Annotated in this window: 17 protein-coding genes; 9 read left to right on the top strand and 8 right to left on the bottom strand. The window is 65.1% G+C overall.

The features are described 5' to 3' along the window. Positions 1-2,055, bottom strand: coding sequence for a hydantoinase/oxoprolinase family protein (locus JOF46_RS18800; RefSeq protein WP_209910046.1), 2,055 nt, complete (start codon positions 2,053-2,055; stop codon positions 1-3). A gap of 188 nt (positions 2,056-2,243) precedes the next feature. On the opposite strand from JOF46_RS18800, the gene JOF46_RS18795 reads away from it, so the two are divergent. Then, entirely contained in the window at positions 2,244-3,806 is a 1,563-nt protein-coding gene (locus tag JOF46_RS18795) for a PucR family transcriptional regulator (RefSeq protein WP_209910043.1), read from the top strand. Between the two features lie 18 nt (positions 3,807-3,824). Here JOF46_RS18795 and JOF46_RS18790 read toward each other — a convergent pair whose 3' ends face one another. Further along, the gene (locus JOF46_RS18790) at positions 3,825-4,487 is read right to left on the bottom strand and encodes a GntR family transcriptional regulator (RefSeq protein ID WP_209910040.1); all 663 of its coding nucleotides are present in this window, start codon (positions 4,485-4,487) and stop codon (positions 3,825-3,827) included. Positions 4,488-4,655: 168 nt separating this feature from the next. Here JOF46_RS18790 and JOF46_RS18785 point away from each other — a divergent pair, with 168 nt between their 5' ends. From JOF46_RS18785 to JOF46_RS18750, 8 genes are all read left to right on the top strand, one after another. After that, the gene (locus JOF46_RS18785; RefSeq protein WP_209910037.1) at positions 4,656-5,696 is read left to right on the top strand and encodes an aromatic ring-hydroxylating dioxygenase subunit alpha; all 1,041 of its coding nucleotides are present in this window, start codon (positions 4,656-4,658) and stop codon (positions 5,694-5,696) included. Positions 5,697-5,701: 5 nt separating this feature from the next. After that, entirely contained in the window at positions 5,702-6,151 is a 450-nt protein-coding gene (locus JOF46_RS18780) for a hypothetical protein (RefSeq protein WP_209910034.1), read from the top strand. Continuing rightward, complete coding sequence (locus JOF46_RS18775; RefSeq protein WP_209910031.1) at positions 6,148-7,197, top strand: succinylglutamate desuccinylase/aspartoacylase family protein; 1,050 nt, start codon at positions 6,148-6,150, stop codon at positions 7,195-7,197. Before JOF46_RS18780 ends, JOF46_RS18775 begins: the two co-directional genes overlap by 4 nt. 67 nt (positions 7,198-7,264) lie before the next feature. Further along, positions 7,265-8,197 (top strand): ABC transporter substrate-binding protein, encoded by a 933-nt coding sequence (locus tag JOF46_RS18770; RefSeq protein ID WP_209910029.1) that lies wholly within the window; start codon positions 7,265-7,267, stop codon positions 8,195-8,197. A 25-nt stretch (positions 8,198-8,222) separates the two neighbouring features. After that, positions 8,223-9,149: an amino acid ABC transporter permease gene (locus JOF46_RS18765; protein WP_245348191.1), complete on the top strand. Its 927-nt coding sequence runs from the start codon at positions 8,223-8,225 to the stop codon at positions 9,147-9,149. Next, positions 9,146-9,949, top strand: coding sequence for an amino acid ABC transporter ATP-binding protein (locus JOF46_RS18760; RefSeq protein WP_281070111.1), 804 nt, complete (start codon positions 9,146-9,148; stop codon positions 9,947-9,949). The genes JOF46_RS18765 and JOF46_RS18760 overlap by 4 nt, the downstream gene beginning before the upstream one ends. A 37-nt stretch (positions 9,950-9,986) precedes the next feature. Continuing rightward, a complete protein-coding gene (locus tag JOF46_RS18755) occupies positions 9,987-10,958 on the top strand; it encodes a PDR/VanB family oxidoreductase (RefSeq protein ID WP_209910024.1) in 972 nt (323 codons plus the stop codon). 557 nt (positions 10,959-11,515) lie between these two features. Further along, positions 11,516-11,725, top strand: a complete 210-nt coding sequence (locus JOF46_RS18750) for a universal stress protein (RefSeq protein ID WP_209910022.1) — start codon at positions 11,516-11,518, stop codon at positions 11,723-11,725. A gap of 99 nt (positions 11,726-11,824) precedes the next feature. On the opposite strand, the gene JOF46_RS18745 is transcribed toward JOF46_RS18750, so the two are convergent. Genes JOF46_RS18745 through JOF46_RS18720 form a run of 6 tightly spaced genes read right to left on the bottom strand, consistent with a single transcriptional unit; the run spans position 11,825 to position 16,949 of the window. After that, complete coding sequence (locus JOF46_RS18745) at positions 11,825-12,679, bottom strand: amino acid ABC transporter permease (RefSeq protein WP_209910020.1); 855 nt, start codon at positions 12,677-12,679, stop codon at positions 11,825-11,827. Beyond that, positions 12,676-13,320 carry an amino acid ABC transporter permease gene (locus tag JOF46_RS18740; RefSeq protein ID WP_209910018.1) on the bottom strand — a complete coding sequence of 215 codons (645 nt, stop codon included), beginning with the start codon at positions 13,318-13,320 and terminating at the stop codon, positions 12,676-12,678. Before JOF46_RS18740 ends, JOF46_RS18745 begins: the two co-directional genes overlap by 4 nt. 47 nt (positions 13,321-13,367) lie before the next feature. Then, on the bottom strand, positions 13,368-14,309 hold the full coding sequence (locus JOF46_RS18735) for a glutamate ABC transporter substrate-binding protein (protein ID WP_209910015.1): 942 nt from the start codon (positions 14,307-14,309) through the stop codon (positions 13,368-13,370). Positions 14,310-14,364: 55 nt separating this feature from the next. After that, positions 14,365-15,153, bottom strand: a complete 789-nt coding sequence (locus tag JOF46_RS18730; RefSeq protein ID WP_281070110.1) for an amino acid ABC transporter ATP-binding protein — start codon at positions 15,151-15,153, stop codon at positions 14,365-14,367. Then, positions 15,150-16,025 (bottom strand): MurR/RpiR family transcriptional regulator, encoded by an 876-nt coding sequence (locus JOF46_RS18725; RefSeq protein ID WP_209910013.1) that lies wholly within the window; start codon positions 16,023-16,025, stop codon positions 15,150-15,152. The genes JOF46_RS18730 and JOF46_RS18725 overlap by 4 nt, the downstream gene beginning before the upstream one ends. A 9-nt stretch (positions 16,026-16,034) precedes the next feature. Further along, positions 16,035-16,949, bottom strand: a complete 915-nt coding sequence (locus JOF46_RS18720) for an isoaspartyl peptidase/L-asparaginase family protein (RefSeq protein ID WP_209910010.1) — start codon at positions 16,947-16,949, stop codon at positions 16,035-16,037. Positions 16,950-17,296: the final 347 nt, after the last annotated feature.

The following is a 17,296-nucleotide window of genomic DNA, read 5'->3' as shown; positions in this document are numbered from 1 at the left end:
CTAGGACTCCTTGCTTGAGGGAAGGTCGTGGAGGTGGATGCGGATGTTGCCCCAGCCGTCGATCTCGGCGGTGGTGCGCGGCGGCACGACGGTGGTGGAATCGAGCTGGTCGATGATGGCCGGTCCGGGGAACGTGGCGCCGGCGGGAAGCCGGCTGCGGTCGTAGACGGGAGTGTCCAGCCATCCGGCGTCCCCGAAGTAGACTTCCCGCGTGGAGACCGGGGAACCCGGGTCCGCGTTGAGCTCGGTGGCCGGAAGGAAGGACGGCTTCGGGGTCTTGCCGACGGCGCTGAGCAGCAGCTGGTAGATCTCGACCGGCTGGTCGTCCTGGCGGAAGGCGAATTCCCGCTCGTGTTCCTGGTGGAAGGTCTCAATGGCGGTGTCCAGGGCACCGCGTCCGGACCCGATGGGCACCGAGAGCGAGCGCCACTGTCCCGCGTAGCGCATGGAGATCTCGCGTTGCAGTACGGCGTTTTCGTCGCTGACGCCCTCGTGCCGCAGGCGCGAGGAGGCTTCCCTTTCCAGGGTCGTGAACCGGGCTTCGATTTCGGCCGGGTCGGTCTCGGAGGCCAGGCCGGTGAACATGGCCGAGAGATCGTGGCGGATGTCGACCAGCAGGCAGCCCAGTGCGGAGGTGACACCGGGATTCGCCGGGACCACGACGGTGGGGATGTTCAGCTCGCGTGCCACCTCGGCGCCATGCAGCGCCCCGGCCCCGCCAAAGGCGATGAGCGCGAAATCGCGCGGGTCGTAGCCCCGGCGGATCGAGATCAGGCGGACCGCATCGGCCATGTTGGCGTTGGCGACCTGCAGGACCGCGTGGGCGGCCTCGGCCTCTTCCATGCCCAGCGGATCGGCGATGACGCGCTTGATGGCCTCCAGGGACAGGGCACGGTCCAGGGACTTGGCGCCGCCGGCCAAGGAGGTTCCCAGGCGGTTCAAGGCCACGTTGGCGTCGCAGTTGGTGGGTTCTTCGCCGCCGGTGTTGTAGCAGGCCGGACCCGGAGCCGCACCGGCGGACTGGGGGCCGTTGCGCAGGGATCCGGCGATGTCGATGTGGGCCAGGGAACCGCCGCCGGCACCGATGGTCATGACCTCGATGGAGGGGAAGACAATGGGGTGGCCGTATTCGACCTGCCATTCCTTGGTGATGCGCAATTCGCCGCCCGAGACCAGGCAGATGTCGGTTGAGGTGCCGCCCATGTCCAGCCCGACGGCGTTCTCGAAGCCGCATTGCTGGGCGACATGCTTGGCGGCGATGGCGCCGGCGGCAATACCGGAGGCGGCGAGTCTCACCGGGTATCGCTTGACCATTCGCGGGGTCATCGATCCGCCGCCGGAGTGAAGCAGCAGCAGGTCCCCGGAGTAGCCGCCGTCCTTGAGCTGTGTGGCCAGGCGGTCCACGTATCCGGTCACCAGCGGGGCCAGCACGGCATTGGAGACCGCGGTGTTGAAGCGGTCGTGCTCGAAGATCTCGGGAAGGATCTCGGCGGATGCCGAGACGGTGGCCTCGGGAAGTTCCTCCTGGAGGATCTCGCGCATCCGGATCTCGTTGGCCGGGTTTGCGTAGGAGTTGATGAAGCACACGGCAATCGTGGTGGTTCCGCGCTTGCGCAGCAGGGCGGCAAGCCGGCGGGCTTCGACCTCGTCCAAGGGGGTGACGACCTTCCCGGAGAAGTCGATGCGCTCGGTGACCTCGAAGCGGTCGCGGCGTCGGATGTAGGGGCCCGAGACGTCGTTGTAGGCATCCCAAAGATCGTCCTTGGTTCCGTCGCGGATTTCGATCACATCGCGGAATCCACGGGTGGTGATCATGGCCGAAGCCGGGAACTTGCGAGTGATGAGGGCGTTTGTCGCCACGGTCGTTCCGTGTGAGAACAATGAGACATCGGCAAGATTGATGTTGGCCCTTTCCACGCCGCCCATGACAGCCAGCATGGGGTCATGGGGCGTGGAAGGAACCTTGGTGACCCGCATTTCCTGGGTCTCCTCGTCGAAGATGCAGACGTCGGTGAACGTGCCTCCCACGTCCACGGCAACTCGTAAATTGGCCATTCTGCGCTCCTTGCTGGTTAGGGTTATTCGCTTCCCACAACCATGCAGTGTGACGCGCATCTCTGTCATTAGAGGATTTCAAAGGTCGCGGGCCTATCATTGTAATTTCTACAAGATCCCGCACGGCTCGGGATGATTCGGGGCCACGGCCTCGAATGCGGAGAGCGGATCGAACGAAGGAAATCGCGGTGCTGCACTTAAGCGACCTGGTGAAGGACAAGACCCTGGGCTTGGAACTCGTGGTGGCCGGCCACCTTGATCCGCGGGTCACCGGAGCCCATAGTTCCGAGATCCATGATCCGGCCCGCTGGTTTGAACCGGGAAACATCATGCTGACCACCGGCATGCGGTTCCTCACTGAAGTGCGGCCGGAAGCCGCGGCGCGCGAGCTGGTGGAGGCACTGCTTCGGGCGGATATAGCCGCCCTGTTCTTCGGCATCGGCCTGTATTTCCCCTCGATTCCCGATTCGGTGCGCAACAGCTGCCTCGAGTTGGGATTGCCGCTGGTGGCGGTCGCCCCGGAGGTCCCCTTTCGGCACATCGAAAGCCATGTCAACCGAAACGCCGCGGTGCCCGGGGAATACGGCATCAAGCGCATGCTTTGGCTGACCAACGACCTGCTGGAAAGCATCTCCTCCGAGACTCCGGTGAAGTCGCTTATTGGCCGGGTGGGCACCGCCTGCCGCGGGACCGCGGTGCTCTACGACGATTCCGGGGCAATTGTCGAGTCCACGGGCGAGGGGCCCACGAACCTCATCCTCTCGGCCATCGGCAAGGGGTCCTCGCCCCTGGACAGGATTTCGATCGGCCGCTGGGAAGTCATGTACCGCTCGATGGTGCTGCGCGGACGAGGCTACCACTTGGCGATTGCCACGCGGCAGGGGGCGCTGCTTGATGACCTCGGCGATGTCCTGCTGGAAACCACCCAGCGCATGCTCGGGGCCATCGAGGGCATCAGCCATTTCGACACCTCGCGCCAACGCCATGAGAATGCCCGGCTGCTCACCAGCCTGCAGGACGGGATCGAGGTCTCCCGGGAACTGCGCTACTGGGAGTCGCTCAAGCCCTTGGGATTCAAGGCCTTCGAGCCGGTCCGCGTGGTTGTGGCAACCACGCTGGGTGAAGCGTTGCTGACCCCGGCCAGGGTTGAGGCCTTGATGGATTCCGCCGGACGGCTGGATGTTCCGCTGCTCTTTGCCGAGAACGGAAAAACGCCCGAGGTGCCTCCGGGGTTCCATGCACTGCTTCCGGAGTCCAGGGCCGGCGGACAATGGCTGGAAGCCGCTGCACCGGGTCTGGCGATTGGGTTGAGTGAGCCCTTCGGATCACTGGCACAGGTCCCGGAGCAGTTCGCGGACGCCGAGCTTGCCGCGGGCATCGCCCGGCGGCGGCCAGCCGGTGACGTGGGTGGGCCCGGATGCATGGTCCGGATGGAGCAGGTTGATCCCGCGAGCTGGTTGCTGGCGCGGTTCAAGGGCCCCGCCGACAGAAGGCGATTGACCCGGTTTGTGCAGCCACTACGGCAGGAAAAGGAGTTGGTGGACACCATCCAGGGGTACCTGGCGCTGGATCAGGATGTCGCCAAGGTCGCGGCCTGGCTCTACGTCCACCCGAACACCGTCCGCTACCGCGTCAAGAAGGTGGGCGAGATCCTCGGCGGGAGCTTGGACGAGCCGGGCCTGATCGCCAACCTTTACCTCGCCTACCAGGAGGAGATCCTGCGGATCAGGGCCCGAGCCGCCGGGGCGTAGCCGCCTGGTTCCGCGGGCTCACCTGCGGGAGGGAAGTGCCTGCGGGTCGATGTCGCCGGCGTCGTGGCAGTAGCCCAGGACCCGGATGATCGTTTCCAGGTCGCCCGTGGGCAGCGCCTGAAGGATGTCGCGGTGCGCCTGTGCGATGGAAGCCTGGTGTTCCCGACCCAGCTGGTAGGCGCGGGTGATCCGCCGCTGGATCGGGTGTCCCCAGATGCTTTCCAGGGTTTCGCGCAGGTACTGGTTGGGGCAGGGGTCCAAGAGCCTCAGGTGGAATTCCTTGCCAAGGCGGAACTGTTCCTCAGCGTCGGTGGGTTCCACCGTCTCGAATTCGTCGATAAGTGCCCGCAGCCGCACCAGTTGCGCCGGTGAATGCTTCCCGATGGCCTGTGCCATTGCCAGCTGCTCCAGGTGGTAACGCACCTCGAAGACGTTGTGTACATCCTGGGCGGTGAGGTCGTTGACCACGTACCCGCTTCCGGGCACCAGCGTGGCCAGGCCCTCCATGGCGATTTGCGCCAACGCGTCGCGCACCGGGGTGCGTGAGACCCCGTATTGTGCGGCAACCTGCTCCTGGACCAGGGATGCCCCCGGCTTCAGCGTTCCGCTGACGATTTCGGAGGCGATTTGTTCATGGACGCGCACCGCCAGCGGCCTTGCGTCGTGGACTCCCGTAGCCATGCGTCTCCCTGAAAGTGTCTAGTCGCCGTTCCCAGCATTCTATCGTGCGGTTTTCGCTTCATGGCGCGGCGCTGGTGGCGGAGATCACAAAAAACCCTTGACCCATCTGTATCCACTGTATACGGTGAATACAATCAGTCACCGTCGATCTTCTGGAAAAGGAAAAACATGTATGTCTTGAACACCTGGTACGTGGCGGCCTGGAGCAACGAGGTCGACCGCAAGCCGGTCAAGCGGGTGATCTGCGAACAGCCCCTGGTGCTCTTCCGCACCCAGAACGGCACGCCCGTGGCCCTGGCCGACCGCTGCGCCCACCGCGCCTTCCCGCTCTCGGAAGGCCGGACCATCGGGGACTCCATCGAGTGCGGCTACCACGGCTTCACCTATGGCGCGGACGGCATGTGCACCAAGGTTCCGGCGCAAAGCACCATCCCGGAGCGCGCCAAAGTCCGCAAGTACCCGTTGGTGGAAAAGGACGGCTGGATCTGGGCATGGATGGGCGATGCCGATTTGGCCGATCCCGCGGACGTGCCGGACACGCACTGGATGAACGATCCCGAGTGGGCGACCGTCACCCACTCCTTCCACTTCAAATGCCGCGCCGGGCTGATCCATGACAACCTGCTGGATTTGACCCACGAATCCTTCCTGCACAAGACCACCGTGGGCGACGACTACATCTACGAGCACGGCATCACCGTGGAAGTCGAGGGCTCGGTGGTCAGCGTCGACCGTCTGATGCCTTCGGTGGCCGCCCCGCCGCTGTATGCCGACACCATGGATGCCCGCGGCTTGTTCGACCGCTTCCACTGCACCGAGTTCTTCGTCCCCAACCTGCACGTGCTGCACTCCGGAATCACCGGGGAAGGCCGTCCCCGCGAGGAGGGCTACCTGATCAAGGTGCTCAACGGCATCACCCCCATCGACGAGCACAACTCCTGGTACTACTACGCCTTTAGCCGCAACTTCGCCGTCGACGACTCGCAGGCCACCGAGGACCTGCGCGTGGGCCTGAACACCGTGCTGCAGGAAGACGCCGAGGCCCTGGAAGCCCAGGAAATCGGCATGCAGACCCGCCCGGCCGGCGAGTTCGACGTGCTCATCGCCCAGGACGGCGGCGTGGCCAAGGCCCGGCGCATCCTCTCCACGCTGCTCAAGCGCGAGCAGGCCGCCGCCGCGGCCCGGCCCGTCGCCGGTGCAAGGGCCTAGCCGCCATGTGGATGCTGGTACGAGCCGATTCGCTCGACGACTACTGGGAAGCGGGGCAGGGGCAACGCACCCTGGCAGCCAACCCGGACACCGATGAACGAGGCGACCCCTGGCGCTGGACCGCCCGGCTGGCCGAGCGCGACTCCGGGCCCGAAGTGCAGATCGAAGCCGACCCCGACTACATCGGGGTTCAGACCCGCGTGTACGCCGACGGCTACACCGGGATCGTTGAACGCCCCGCCGGACACCAGCTGGTGGTGACCTCGCTGCACGGCGAGGTGCTCATTGCCGCGGTCGACGGCCCGTGGGAACGCTGGCTGAATCCCGGGGACGTGTTCATCGTGGAGGGGGAGGACGACGAGTCGCTGCGTATTTCGCTGACCGTACCCGAGGCCCGGGTCTCGGTCACGATGCTGGCCCCTCGCCGGGCGCCGGCCTTGAGGTGGGTACCGTGAGCGCCGGGACGGCGCCGGCGCGCCCGCTCGCTCCGGTCGCCGCATCCTTCACCGGGATCGACTTCTCCGCCGCCGGGAAACAACTGGGCTTCGGACACGTGGTGCATTCGGACAATGTGTACGACGGGTCGGTCATCCCGGTGCCCCTGGCCGTGATTTCCTCGGGGCCCGGACCGGTGGCCCTGCTGGTCGCCGGCACCCACGGGGACGAGTACGAGGGGCAGGTCCTGGCCCACGAACTGATCCGCGAGCTGGACCCGGAGCGGTTGACGGGCACCGTGATCGTCGTGCCGGCGGCCAACTCCCCGGCCGTGCGCGGCGCCGCGCGGGTCTCGCCCATCGACGCGGGAAACCTCAACCGCAGCTACCCGGGCCGCGCCGACGGCGGGCCCACCGAACAGGTTGCCGCGCTGATTGCCGGGGACCTGCTGCCGCGCGCCGACTTCGTGATCGACATGCATTCGGGCGGATCGAACTCGACCTACCTGCCCTGCGCGTTCATCTACCGCGGCCCCGACGACGAGCTGTGGGCGGCGAAGCTGCGTGCGGCCCGGCTGCTGGGCCTGCCCTACGTCATGGTTGTCGCCCCGATGCTGGAGCCTGGATCGCTTTCCAGCGCCGGGGACCTGGCCGGGATCCCGACCATCTCCACCGAGCTTTCCGGTTCCGGGACCGTGGACCGGCACGCGCTGGGGACCATGCGCCGCGGCATGCCGCGCCTCTTGGCCGATCTGGGGATCCTCAAGGAGAACGTCGAGGCACCCGCACCCGCACCCGCCGAACCGCAGTGGCTGGAGCTGGTGCCCGAGTCCCCGGTGACCTCCACTGCCGCCGGGCTCTTCGAACCGCTCGTCGACCTGGGGGAGACGGTGCGCGCCGGGCAGCCGGTGGCGCGCGTGCACTTCATCGACGAATTGGACAGGCAGCCGCGCCTGTTCCACGCCCGCATTGACGGTGTGGTTGCGATCATGCGCCGGCCCACGCTGGTGGGCCAGGGCACCCACCTGCTGTACATCGCACCGCTGCTCGATTCTGCCTCTCTCTAGTTTCTCCCGTTCTCCCACCCCGCCCGGTGCCGCTCGCGGCCCGGACACCACCGAAGAAGGACAGAAAATGATCTCGCACCGCACCACGCGTTTCCTGGCCGCCGGCATGCTCCTTGCCCTTGCCTCCACCGGTTGCACCACCGTCTCGCAGGCCGAGGGTACCCAGGGCGCCGACGCCCCGGCTTCCGGTTCCGCATCAACTGCAGCATTGGGCGTCAACGAGGCCGCCCGCGCCCTGCTCCCTGCGGAAATCCGGGACAAGGGCGTACTGACGATAGCCTCGGACCCGACCTATCCGCCGTTCGAGTTCTACGACACCGACAACAAGACCCTGATCGGGTGGGATGCCGACATGGGCGATGCCATCGGGGCGGTGCTGGGTCTGAAGGTCGAGCACGTCCCCGCGACCTTCGACACCATCCTGCCCGGCCTGCAGTCGGGCAAATACGACCTGGGCATGTCCACGTTTACCGTGACCGATGAGCGCCGCAAGGTCGTGGACTTCGTTCCGTACCTGCAGGGCGGCACCGGTCTGGCCGTGGCCCCGGGCAACCCGGAGGGGCTGACCGTGGAAGCCGCCTCCCTGTGCGGCAAGGCGATTGCCGCACAGAAGGGCTCGATCCAGTCGCTGGACATCCTGCCGGAATTCTCCAAGGAATGCACCAAGGCCGGGAAGACCGCCATCGACATGCAGTTCTTCCCCACGCAGAACGATGCAAACCTCGCCCTGACCTCCGGTCGGGTCGCGGGAGTCATGGCCGACTCGGTGTCCCTGGCCTACCAGGGCACGCTGGCCGACGGCAAGTTCGAGCTTGCCGAGGGCCCGGACTACGAGCCGGAACTGACCGGCACGGCGCTGGGCAAGAAGAGCGCGCTGCTGCCGGCCATCCAGGCCGCCACGGTCGCGGTGCTGGAATCCCCGACCTACGGGGAAATCAACACCAAATGGGAGCTTCCGGCCAGCACGGAAATCACCCCTGCCGAAGTTGTCCTGAAGTAGCCCCGGAAACCACGCCATGACACTTATGACTGAACCCAAAAAGACCGCGACGACGGCCGATGACTACAGCATCGTCAAGGCCAGGCACCCGGGGCGCTGGATCTCCGCCGCCGTGATCGTGTTGCTGGGGCTGCTGCTGGCCCGCTCGGTGGTCACCAACCCGAATTTCGGGTGGGAGACCGTCGGGATGTACATCCGCGACGTCTCCATCGTGCGCGGCATCGGCATCACCCTGCAACTGACGGCCATCTGCATGCTCATCGGCATCGTGCTGGGGGTGGTGCTGGCCGTCATGCGGATCGCGGCGAACCCGGTGGTGCGCACCACGGCCTATGGCTACGTGAACTTCTTCCGCGGCACCCCGGTGCTGGTCCAGCTGCTGTTTTGGTACAACCTGGCAGCGCTCTATCCCTCGATCTCCTTCGGGATCCCGGGGGTGGATTTGGACGCGAATGAGATCATCACGCCGATGACGGCCGCGATCCTGGGGCTGGGGCTGAACCAGGCCGCGTACATGTCCGAGATCGTGCGGGCCGGCATCCTGTCGGTGGAGCACGGCCAGTCCGAGGCGGCCGGGGCGCTGGGCATCAACCGGCTGCAGACCATGCGGCGGATCATCCTGCCGCAGGCGATGCGCGTGATCATCCCTCCGACCGGCAACGAGACCATCGGCATGCTCAAGACCACCGCGCTGGTCTCGGTGATCTCGGTGCCGGAGTTGCTGTATTCGGCGCAGATCATCTACGCGCGGAACTTCGAGACGATCCCGCTGCTGATGGTCGCCAGCATCTGGTACATCGTGGTCACCTCGATCCTGAGCATCGGGCAGTTCTACCTGGAACGCCACTACGCCAGGGGCGGGCAGCGCGGCCTGCCGCAGACACCGTGGCAACAACTCAAACGGTTCGTGCGGGTGCACGATCCGCTGACCCCCAAGGGAGCCAAGAAATGAGTGAGACCATCCTGGAGGCCGGTGCCACCATCACGGCGCCCGGGCCGATGATCAAGGCCGATGCGATCCGCAAGAGCTACGGCCGCCTCGAGGTCCTCAAGGGCATCGACCTGCGGGTGGACCGCGGGGAGGTGGTGTGCCTGATCGGCCCGTCCGGGTCGGGGAAGTCGACGCTGCTGCGCTGCATCAACCACCTGGAGACCATCGAGGGCGGCCGGATGTGGGTGGACGGGTCGGTGATGGGCTACGACCTGAAGGGCACCAGGCTGCACGAGCAGCCGCACGCGAAGATCTGCCGGTCCAGGGTGGAGATCGGCATGGTGTTCCAGCACTTCAACCTGTTTCCGCACATGAACGTGCTGGAGAACCTGATCGAGGCGCCGCGCCTGGTGCTGAAGGAGAAGCGCTCGAGTGCGACGGCGCGGGCGCTGGCCCTGCTCGAGTCGGTGGGGCTGGCCGACAAGGCCAAGGCGTACCCGCGGCAGCTTTCCGGCGGGCAGCAGCAGCGCGTGGCGATTGCCCGGGCGCTGTGCATGCGGCCGAAGGTCATGCTCTTTGACGAGCCGACCTCCGCGCTGGACCCGGAGCTCGTCGGCGAGGTGCTGAAGGTCATGAAGGACCTGGCGGCCTCCGGCATGACCATGGTCGTGGTGACCCACGAGATGAACTTCGCCCGGGATGTTGCGGACCGGGTGGTGTTCATGGATGACGGCCACGTCGTGGAGCAGGGCCCGGCCAGGGACGTCATCGGCAATCCGCAGCACGAACGCACCCGGGCCTTCTTGGCCTCGGTCATCTGATTCATCCATCCACTCAAACGTGAAAGGGCACAGACCGATGTCGACCCTGGAATTCTTTGAAACCGAAGTCCACCGCATCACCAGCGAGTCCGAGGGAGTGCTTTCCCTGGAATTGCGGCATCCGCTGCGGCAGGATCTGCCCGACTGGAGCGCCGGGTCCCACCTCGACGTGCTGCTGCCCAACGGGCTGGTCCGGCAATATTCGCTCTGCTCGGATCCCGGGCGGAAGGATTCGTGGCGGCTGGCGGTGCTGCGCGAGCCGGCAGGGCGCGGCGGTTCGGCCTACGTGCACGACGAATTGCGTCCCGGCACCAAGATCCAGGTGCGCGGGCCCAAGAACAACTTCGCGCTGGAACCGGCAACCGAATACGTGTTCCTGGCCGGCGGCATCGGCATCACCCCGATCATGCCCATGGTGCGGGCCGCCGCCGCGGCCGGCGTGCCCTGGAGGCTGGTGTACCTGGGCCGCAGCCGGCGGAACATGGCCTTCCTCGACGAGCTGGCGGTCCACGGGGACAAGGTGCACATCCACGCGGACGACGAGAGCGGCTTCTATCCGCTGGCCGAGCTGCTGGGCGAGGGGTCCGCGGAATTCCACCTGTACACCTGCGGGCCCGGTCCGCTGCTGAAGGTGATCGAATCCCTGGCCGGGTCTTGGGAGGAACCTTCCCGCCTGCACTTCGAACGCTTTGCCGCGGATCCCGAGGCCGCGGGCGCAGCCGTGGCGCCGCACGAGGGCGACCATGAGTTCACGGTGCAGGGCACCGACGGGACGGAGATCAGCGTTCCGGTGGGGGTGAGCATCCTGCAGGCCTTGGAGGATGCCGGCATGAGCCCGTTGAACTCCTGCCGCGAGGGGATCTGCGGCACTTGCGAGACCCCGGTGCTTTCCGGGGAGATCGACCACCGCGATTCCCTGCTTTCGGATGAGGAGTGCAAGGCAGGGGACACCATGATGATCTGCGTGTCGCGGTGCAAGGGCAAGCGCCTGGTGCTCGACCTGGGTTAGGCGCTGTACGGGCGCCCGCACTTTGTCGAGCGACCGTGGCCGTCGAATTCTTCGGGGCGGAGGACCGCATGGCGGCATGTCAATGCGGCGAGCTGGGCGCTTGCATCCCGTGATGCCGGATTCGTCCCGGGAGAAACCGTCCCGGGACGGACGGGTGTGTCGCGGCGCCGGATCGGCAACGCCGCCCAAGGCGCCCGACCCGCTGGCGCCGCCGTCCGAAAGCAGGGGCACATGAGTGTTTCACCCCTTATCTGGGGCATCACCATCGCCGCCATCGTTGCCCTGCTTGCTTTCGGCCACTTCCTCCACATCAGCCAGGCATTCATGGCCATTCTGCGCGAAGCCACGAGCAGGTCCTCGACCCATGTGAGCTTTGCACCACCCCTCCGGGAACCGGAACTGCCTCCAAGCAAGGAAACTACCTGCCCCGGGCACCGAAGCCGGGCCAAACAGGCACGAAGCAGGCGACGGAAAGCAACCACCAGCGGCACAACGAACACCCGCGAACGCGGGCGCGGAAAGTGAACGGAACACCGACACAACAGGAGGGAACCGCCATGGAAAACGATATTGCGTTGGGGGCACCGACTCCGATCAATCCGGCCCCGGCAGGCAGCATCGTGGTTGGCCACGACGGATCGGCCAGCGCCCAGCTTGCCCTGGACATGGCGGTGGGCCTGGCCGGGCAGCCCAAGATTCCGGTGGTGGTGGCACGGACCTGGACGATCACCACCGCACCTGGCCCCGCGCAATGGACGTCCGGGTAGGTGCCTTCCAAACGCACAAAACAGGCATCGCCCGCATTCCCCTTGAGGGGGAGCGCGGGCGATGCCTGTTTCAGCTGTCGCCGATCATGGCTGGGCGGATCAGCGGGCGGCCACCACAGGCTGCTCGGCAACGGGATTCATGCCCGGGCCCGACAGCGGGGCGACCTTGCGCCGGGGGCGCTTCTGGAGCCGTGAAGCCAAGGCGGTGAGGCTTCCGCTGACCACCAGGTAGATCAGCGTGATGACGATGTAAGTCGGAATCAGGTCGTGCAGGTACGAGGTGAGCAGTTGTCCGCGGTACAGCAGTTCCGTGAAGGCAACGATGTAGCCCAGGGTCGTGTCCTTGAGCAGGCTGACGAACTGGCTGAGCAACGACGGGGCGACATTCCGGATGGCCTGCGGCAGCACCACTAGGAACATCGTCAGGGTGCCGCTCATGCCGAGGCTGAGCGCCGCTTCGGACTGGCCCTTGGGCAGGCTCTTGATTCCGGCCCGGAAGATCTCGGCGAATACCGCCGAGTTCGAGAAGACCAGCGGGATGGTGAGCTTCCAGATGACCGGGACATTGATTCCCAGCTGGGGAAGGCCGAACAGCATCAGATAGATCAGCAGCAGGACGGGAACCGTCCGGGCGATCTCGATGTAGGCGGTGCACAGCCAGCGCACCGGCCGGTTCCGGCCGTTCCTGCCCAGAGCCAGGAACACGCCCAGGATCGATCCAAGCACCGCCACGATCGCGGCGACCTGCAAGGTTCCCATCAGGCCCACCAGCAGGTATTGCCAGATGGGCCAGCTGGTGAACGGTGCCCAGATGGCTGGGTCGAGTTGGCCGTGTGATCCGAATTGCCACAGGGCAAGGGCCACGAGTCCGGCCAGGGCCACGAAGCTCAGCGCCGAGGCGATCCTGATGTTTCGCCGGCCTCTGGGACCGGGCTCGTCATACATGAAACTCATCGGACTATCGCTACCTTTCGTTCAACCACACCGGTGGTGACCCCGATGACGAGTGCAATCGCCATGTAGACGAGCCCTGCACTGGTGTAGAAGAGGATGGGTTGGGCGTGCACCAGATTGACGCTGTTCACCCGGGACGTCAGTTCCAGGACGCCGACCACGGCGGCAAGGGCCGTGTTCATGGCGAGCGCGATCATGACATTTCCGATGGGCTGGACGACGGACCTGAACGACTGCGGCACGATGACGTAGCGCAGGGACTGAACCATCGACAGGCCCAGTGCCCTCGCTGCCTCGACCTCGCCCTTCGCCACCGTGTTAACGCCGCTGCGCAGTGCCTCGGCCACGTAGGCGGCCTCGTACACGGTAAGCACGATGATCACGGTCGGGACCAGCGGCAGGATGATGCCTGCAGCCGGAAGGGCAAAGACCGCCAGTATCAACAGGGCCAGCAGCGGCACATTGATGAAGAATTGCGCGTAGGCGAATGCCGCGCGCCGCAGGATGGGGATGGGGCTTACACGGGCAGCCGTGACGAGCGTGCCCACCACGATGGAGCCAACCCCTGCGGTGAGGGCAATCAGGATGGTGGTGCCGAGCCCGTTGAGCAGCAGCTGCAGGCTTTCCTGGGAAATGATCATGGTTCTTCGCTCACTGTTTTGTCCTGGTTCTCATGGTGCGTCTCGGGTCAGGAGCCCGGAACCGAGCCGATGGCAGGGGGCTTGGGTGCATCGGAATCGGTGACCGTCCCGAGGGTGGATTCCCATACCTGGTTCCATTGCCCGCCGTCCTGGACGGCCTTCAGCCAAGTGTTGATGAAGTCCTTGAACTGCGTGTTGTCATGCTTGATCCCGATGCCATACGGTTCCTCGGTGAAGGGCAGGCCAACGATCTTGATGTCCTTGTTGTTGGCGGCCTGGCTGGAGAGCAGGACATAGTCCTGGACGTAGGCGTCACCCCTGCCCTGGACCAGGGCCTGGACGCCCTGCGGGGTGGTGGCGAACGGAACCAGTGTTGCCGAAGGCTGCTTCTCCGGCATCTGGGTGACCCCGGGGGAGCCGGTCTGGACGATGACGTTCTTGCCGGCCAGGTCGTCGATGCCGCCGATGGTGGTGTTGTCTGCCTTGACGGCGACAGCGAGGCCGGAGGTGAAATAGGGGCCGGCAAACGAGATCTGTTCGGCGCGCTTTGTGGTGATCGTGTAGGTCGACATGACGACGTCGACGGTTCCGTTGGCCAGCATGGCCTCACGCGTTTCGGCGGAGGACGGCACCCACTGGACCTTGGGTTCCCCCAGGATGTAGGTGGCCAGCAATTTTGCGAGTTCCGCATCCATGCCGGTCACGTTCTCCGGATTCAGGGGGTCCTGTTGGGAGACCAGAGGGGCGTCCAAGGCCGTGGCGACGATGAGCTTGCCTCGGTTCTTGATGGCTTCCATGGTGGAGCCGGGGAGGATCTGGGCTGCCGAAGCCACCGGCGCATCCTTGAGCACTGCCGCCGAAGCTGCATCGGCTCCGGCACCCGGAAGGTCTCCGGGAAGACCGGCACCTCCGGAGCAACCGGCCAGGGCGAGGGCCGCCGAAGCGGCGACGATACCGACAATCGATCGGCGGGAAACTGATGTGAACATGATGGATCCTTTGAAAGTCGTGGAAAGGGCGGGTGAAACCTTCGCCCGGGGTTGGCTAGTGTGTGAGGACCGAGGACAGGAAGGACCGTGCCCGTTCCGTCTGGGGGGAATCGAAGAACTCGACGGGGGTGTTCTGCTCGACGATCTGGCCCTGGTCCATGAAAACGACCCGGTCGGCGGCCCTGCGGGCGAAGCCCATTTCGTGGGTGACCACGAGCATCGTCATGCCCTCGTTGGCCAGGTCGGTCATGACGTTGAGTACCTCGTTGACCATTTCCGGGTCGAGCGCCGAGGTTGGTTCGTCAAACAGCATCACCTTGGGATTCATGGCCAGTGCCCTGGCGATGGCTGCGCGCTGCTGCTGGCCTCCTGACAACTCCGCGGGATATTTGTGGGCCTGGGTGCTGATTCCCACCCGTTCGAGCAGCTTCATTGCTTCGGCCTCGGACTGCCGGCGGGAGATCTTGCGGACCTTGGTGGGTGCCAGCATGATGTTTTCGAGGATCGTCTTGTGCGCGAACAGGTTGAACGACTGGAAGACCATTCCCACCTCGGCACGCAACCTGGCAAGTGCCGCGCCCTCGGCGGGCAATTCCTTGCCATCGACACTGATCACACCGGAATCGATGGTTTCGAGCCGGTTGATGGTCCGGCAGAGTGTGGACTTTCCGGAACCCGAGGGGCCGATGATGACGACCACTTCGCGCGGTTTGATGGTGAGGTTGATGTTTTGCAGGACGTGGAGTGGTCCGTAGTGCTTCTCCACGTTTTCAAGCCTGACCATCGGCACGTCCACGGGTGCCGGGGGCAAGACCGATGATGTCTTGGTGATCGGTGAGCTCATGATTCTTCCTCGGGATGTGGTTGTTCGGCGAATGAGCGGTGGATGTGGAAGGTTTGTTCCCACTGCTTCATGCGCTTCATGCTGGTTTCTCGGGTTTGCTTGAATGTTGCCTCGACGATGGCCTCGATGAGGACCAGCAGGCCGACGAAGGAATCAAAGGGGATTCCCTCGACCGGAACGGGCAGCACGATGTCTGCGTGCTCGGTGCTTGGTGAAAGCTCGTGGTCGGTGATGACGACGACGGTTGCCCCGCGTTGCCTTGCCAATTCGGCGACCTTCTTGCTTTCAAGCTCGTAGCGGCGGAAGTCGATCACGATGACAACCGAGTTCTTCTTCAAATCCAGGTACTTGCCGCAATCGCGTCCGAAGGGTTCCTTCGTCATGCTGACGTTGGGAATGAGCTCGTCGAGTTGGGCGGCCAGGATTTCTGCGAGGTGCGAGGAAAAATAGCCGCCGGATATCAGGACTGCTCGCGGTTGGGAGACAAGAACCTTCACGAGGCGGTCGAATTCGGCCGCGGGCACCATCGATGCGATGCGGTCGATCAGGTTCCGGCGTGGAAGAACCAAGGCACCCAGCTCGGGGTTGATCATCGGCTCCGGCGGTTGCTGTTCGGCGCGGTGCACCGGGGACCGGGAATCGATGGTGATCTCGTCACGCAGCCGGGCCTGGAGTTCCGGGTATCCGTCCAAGCCCAACCGGCTCACGAGGCGGAGGACCGTCGGGGTGCTTGTTCCCGCGTTCTTGGCCAGGCTTGCTGCGCTGGTGAGCCCCGCACTGGGATAGTCGGCCAGCAATGCGCGGGCCACCTTCCTCTCGGCAGGAGTCATGGTGTCCATGCGATCGTGGATCTTTGCCTTGATGAGTGCCATTGCCCTGCCCTACGTCCAGGTGGTGAGTGTGCCGTTGTCTTCAAACGCGGCAAACATGTCGGGGGAATTGTGGGCAACGCAGATTCTGCCATCGGCGCCCACGGCAATGATGCCGCCGTCGGCCTCGCGGGGCACCAGTTCGGCCTCGATCGTGGAGACGACGGCATCTGCCAGCGGCGTGCCGGCGTAGTGCATGCGGGCATAGATTTCGTGGGCAACCGCGCCCTCGATGAACGCTTCGCCGGTTCCGGTGCAGGACACTGCCACGACGCCGTCACGTGCGTAGGTACCTGCGCCGATGATGGGAGTGTCACCGACGCGGCCCTCGTGCTGGTTGACCATGCCTCCGGTGGAGGTCGCGGAGGCCAGCTGGCCCCGCTTGTCCAGGGCGACCGCCCCCACGGTGCCGTGGCGCGATCCGGCAAGGGTCTCGGACCGGACCGCGGCGAGTTGCTGTTGCCGTGGCGGGGTCACGAAGTAGGACGGTGCAACGACCTCCAGCCCCCAGGACTCAACGAGCGCTTCGGTCGGTGACACCAGCAGAACGTGCTCGCTCTCTTCCATGACCTTCCTGGCGAGGAACACGGGGTTCTTCGCATGTCGGGACACGGCCACCGCGCCGGCACGCCCGTTGCCCGTCATGACCGAAGCATCCAGTTCGGCCTCGCCCTTCGACGTCAGCGCCGCTCCGCGCCCTGCATTGAACACCGAGTTGTTTTCCAATTTCTCGACGGTGGCGCACACGGCGTCGAGTGCGCTTCCGCCTGATTCAAGGACGTTTGCCCCGGCCTCGTACGCTTCTGCGAGCCCGTCGGCGTATGTGGCCTGCTCTTCGGGTGAAAACTCCGTCAGGCGGCCCCCGGCCCCACCGTGCAACACCAATGTGTAGCCCTTGCGGCTTGAAGGGATTTCGATTACGCGCATGCTGAGTCCTTTGCCAACGAGTGCTTCCTATGAGCTGCGCCACATTGTCGGCGCACATGTAAAAGATATCTGATAAATTCCAGAAAAGATAGAACTCGTAAAAGCTGTAACGTTTGGTACGGGACGTGAAGGAAACTTCCGGGAGCGGGCGAAAGGGATTCCGGCGTTCAAGTCACCGCTTCCAGCAACCGAACGCGCCGCCAGTGTTTTTCCGAGTCAGCGTTGCCAGCCCATGGTTGAGATGAGCGTTCACGAGAGTGGCGGGCCAGGAAATGTTGCGGCGGAAAAGTTGCCGTCGAGTCGTTGCCGGTGCGCCCACTTCCCCGAAGTGGGCGCACCGGCTGGCT

The organism is Paeniglutamicibacter psychrophenolicus, assembly GCF_017876575.1.
GTDB lineage: Bacteria > Actinomycetota > Actinomycetes > Actinomycetales > Micrococcaceae > Paeniglutamicibacter > Paeniglutamicibacter psychrophenolicus.
The sequence above is the reverse complement of the archived record's forward strand: the minus strand, read 5'-3'. Positions and strand labels throughout refer to the sequence as shown.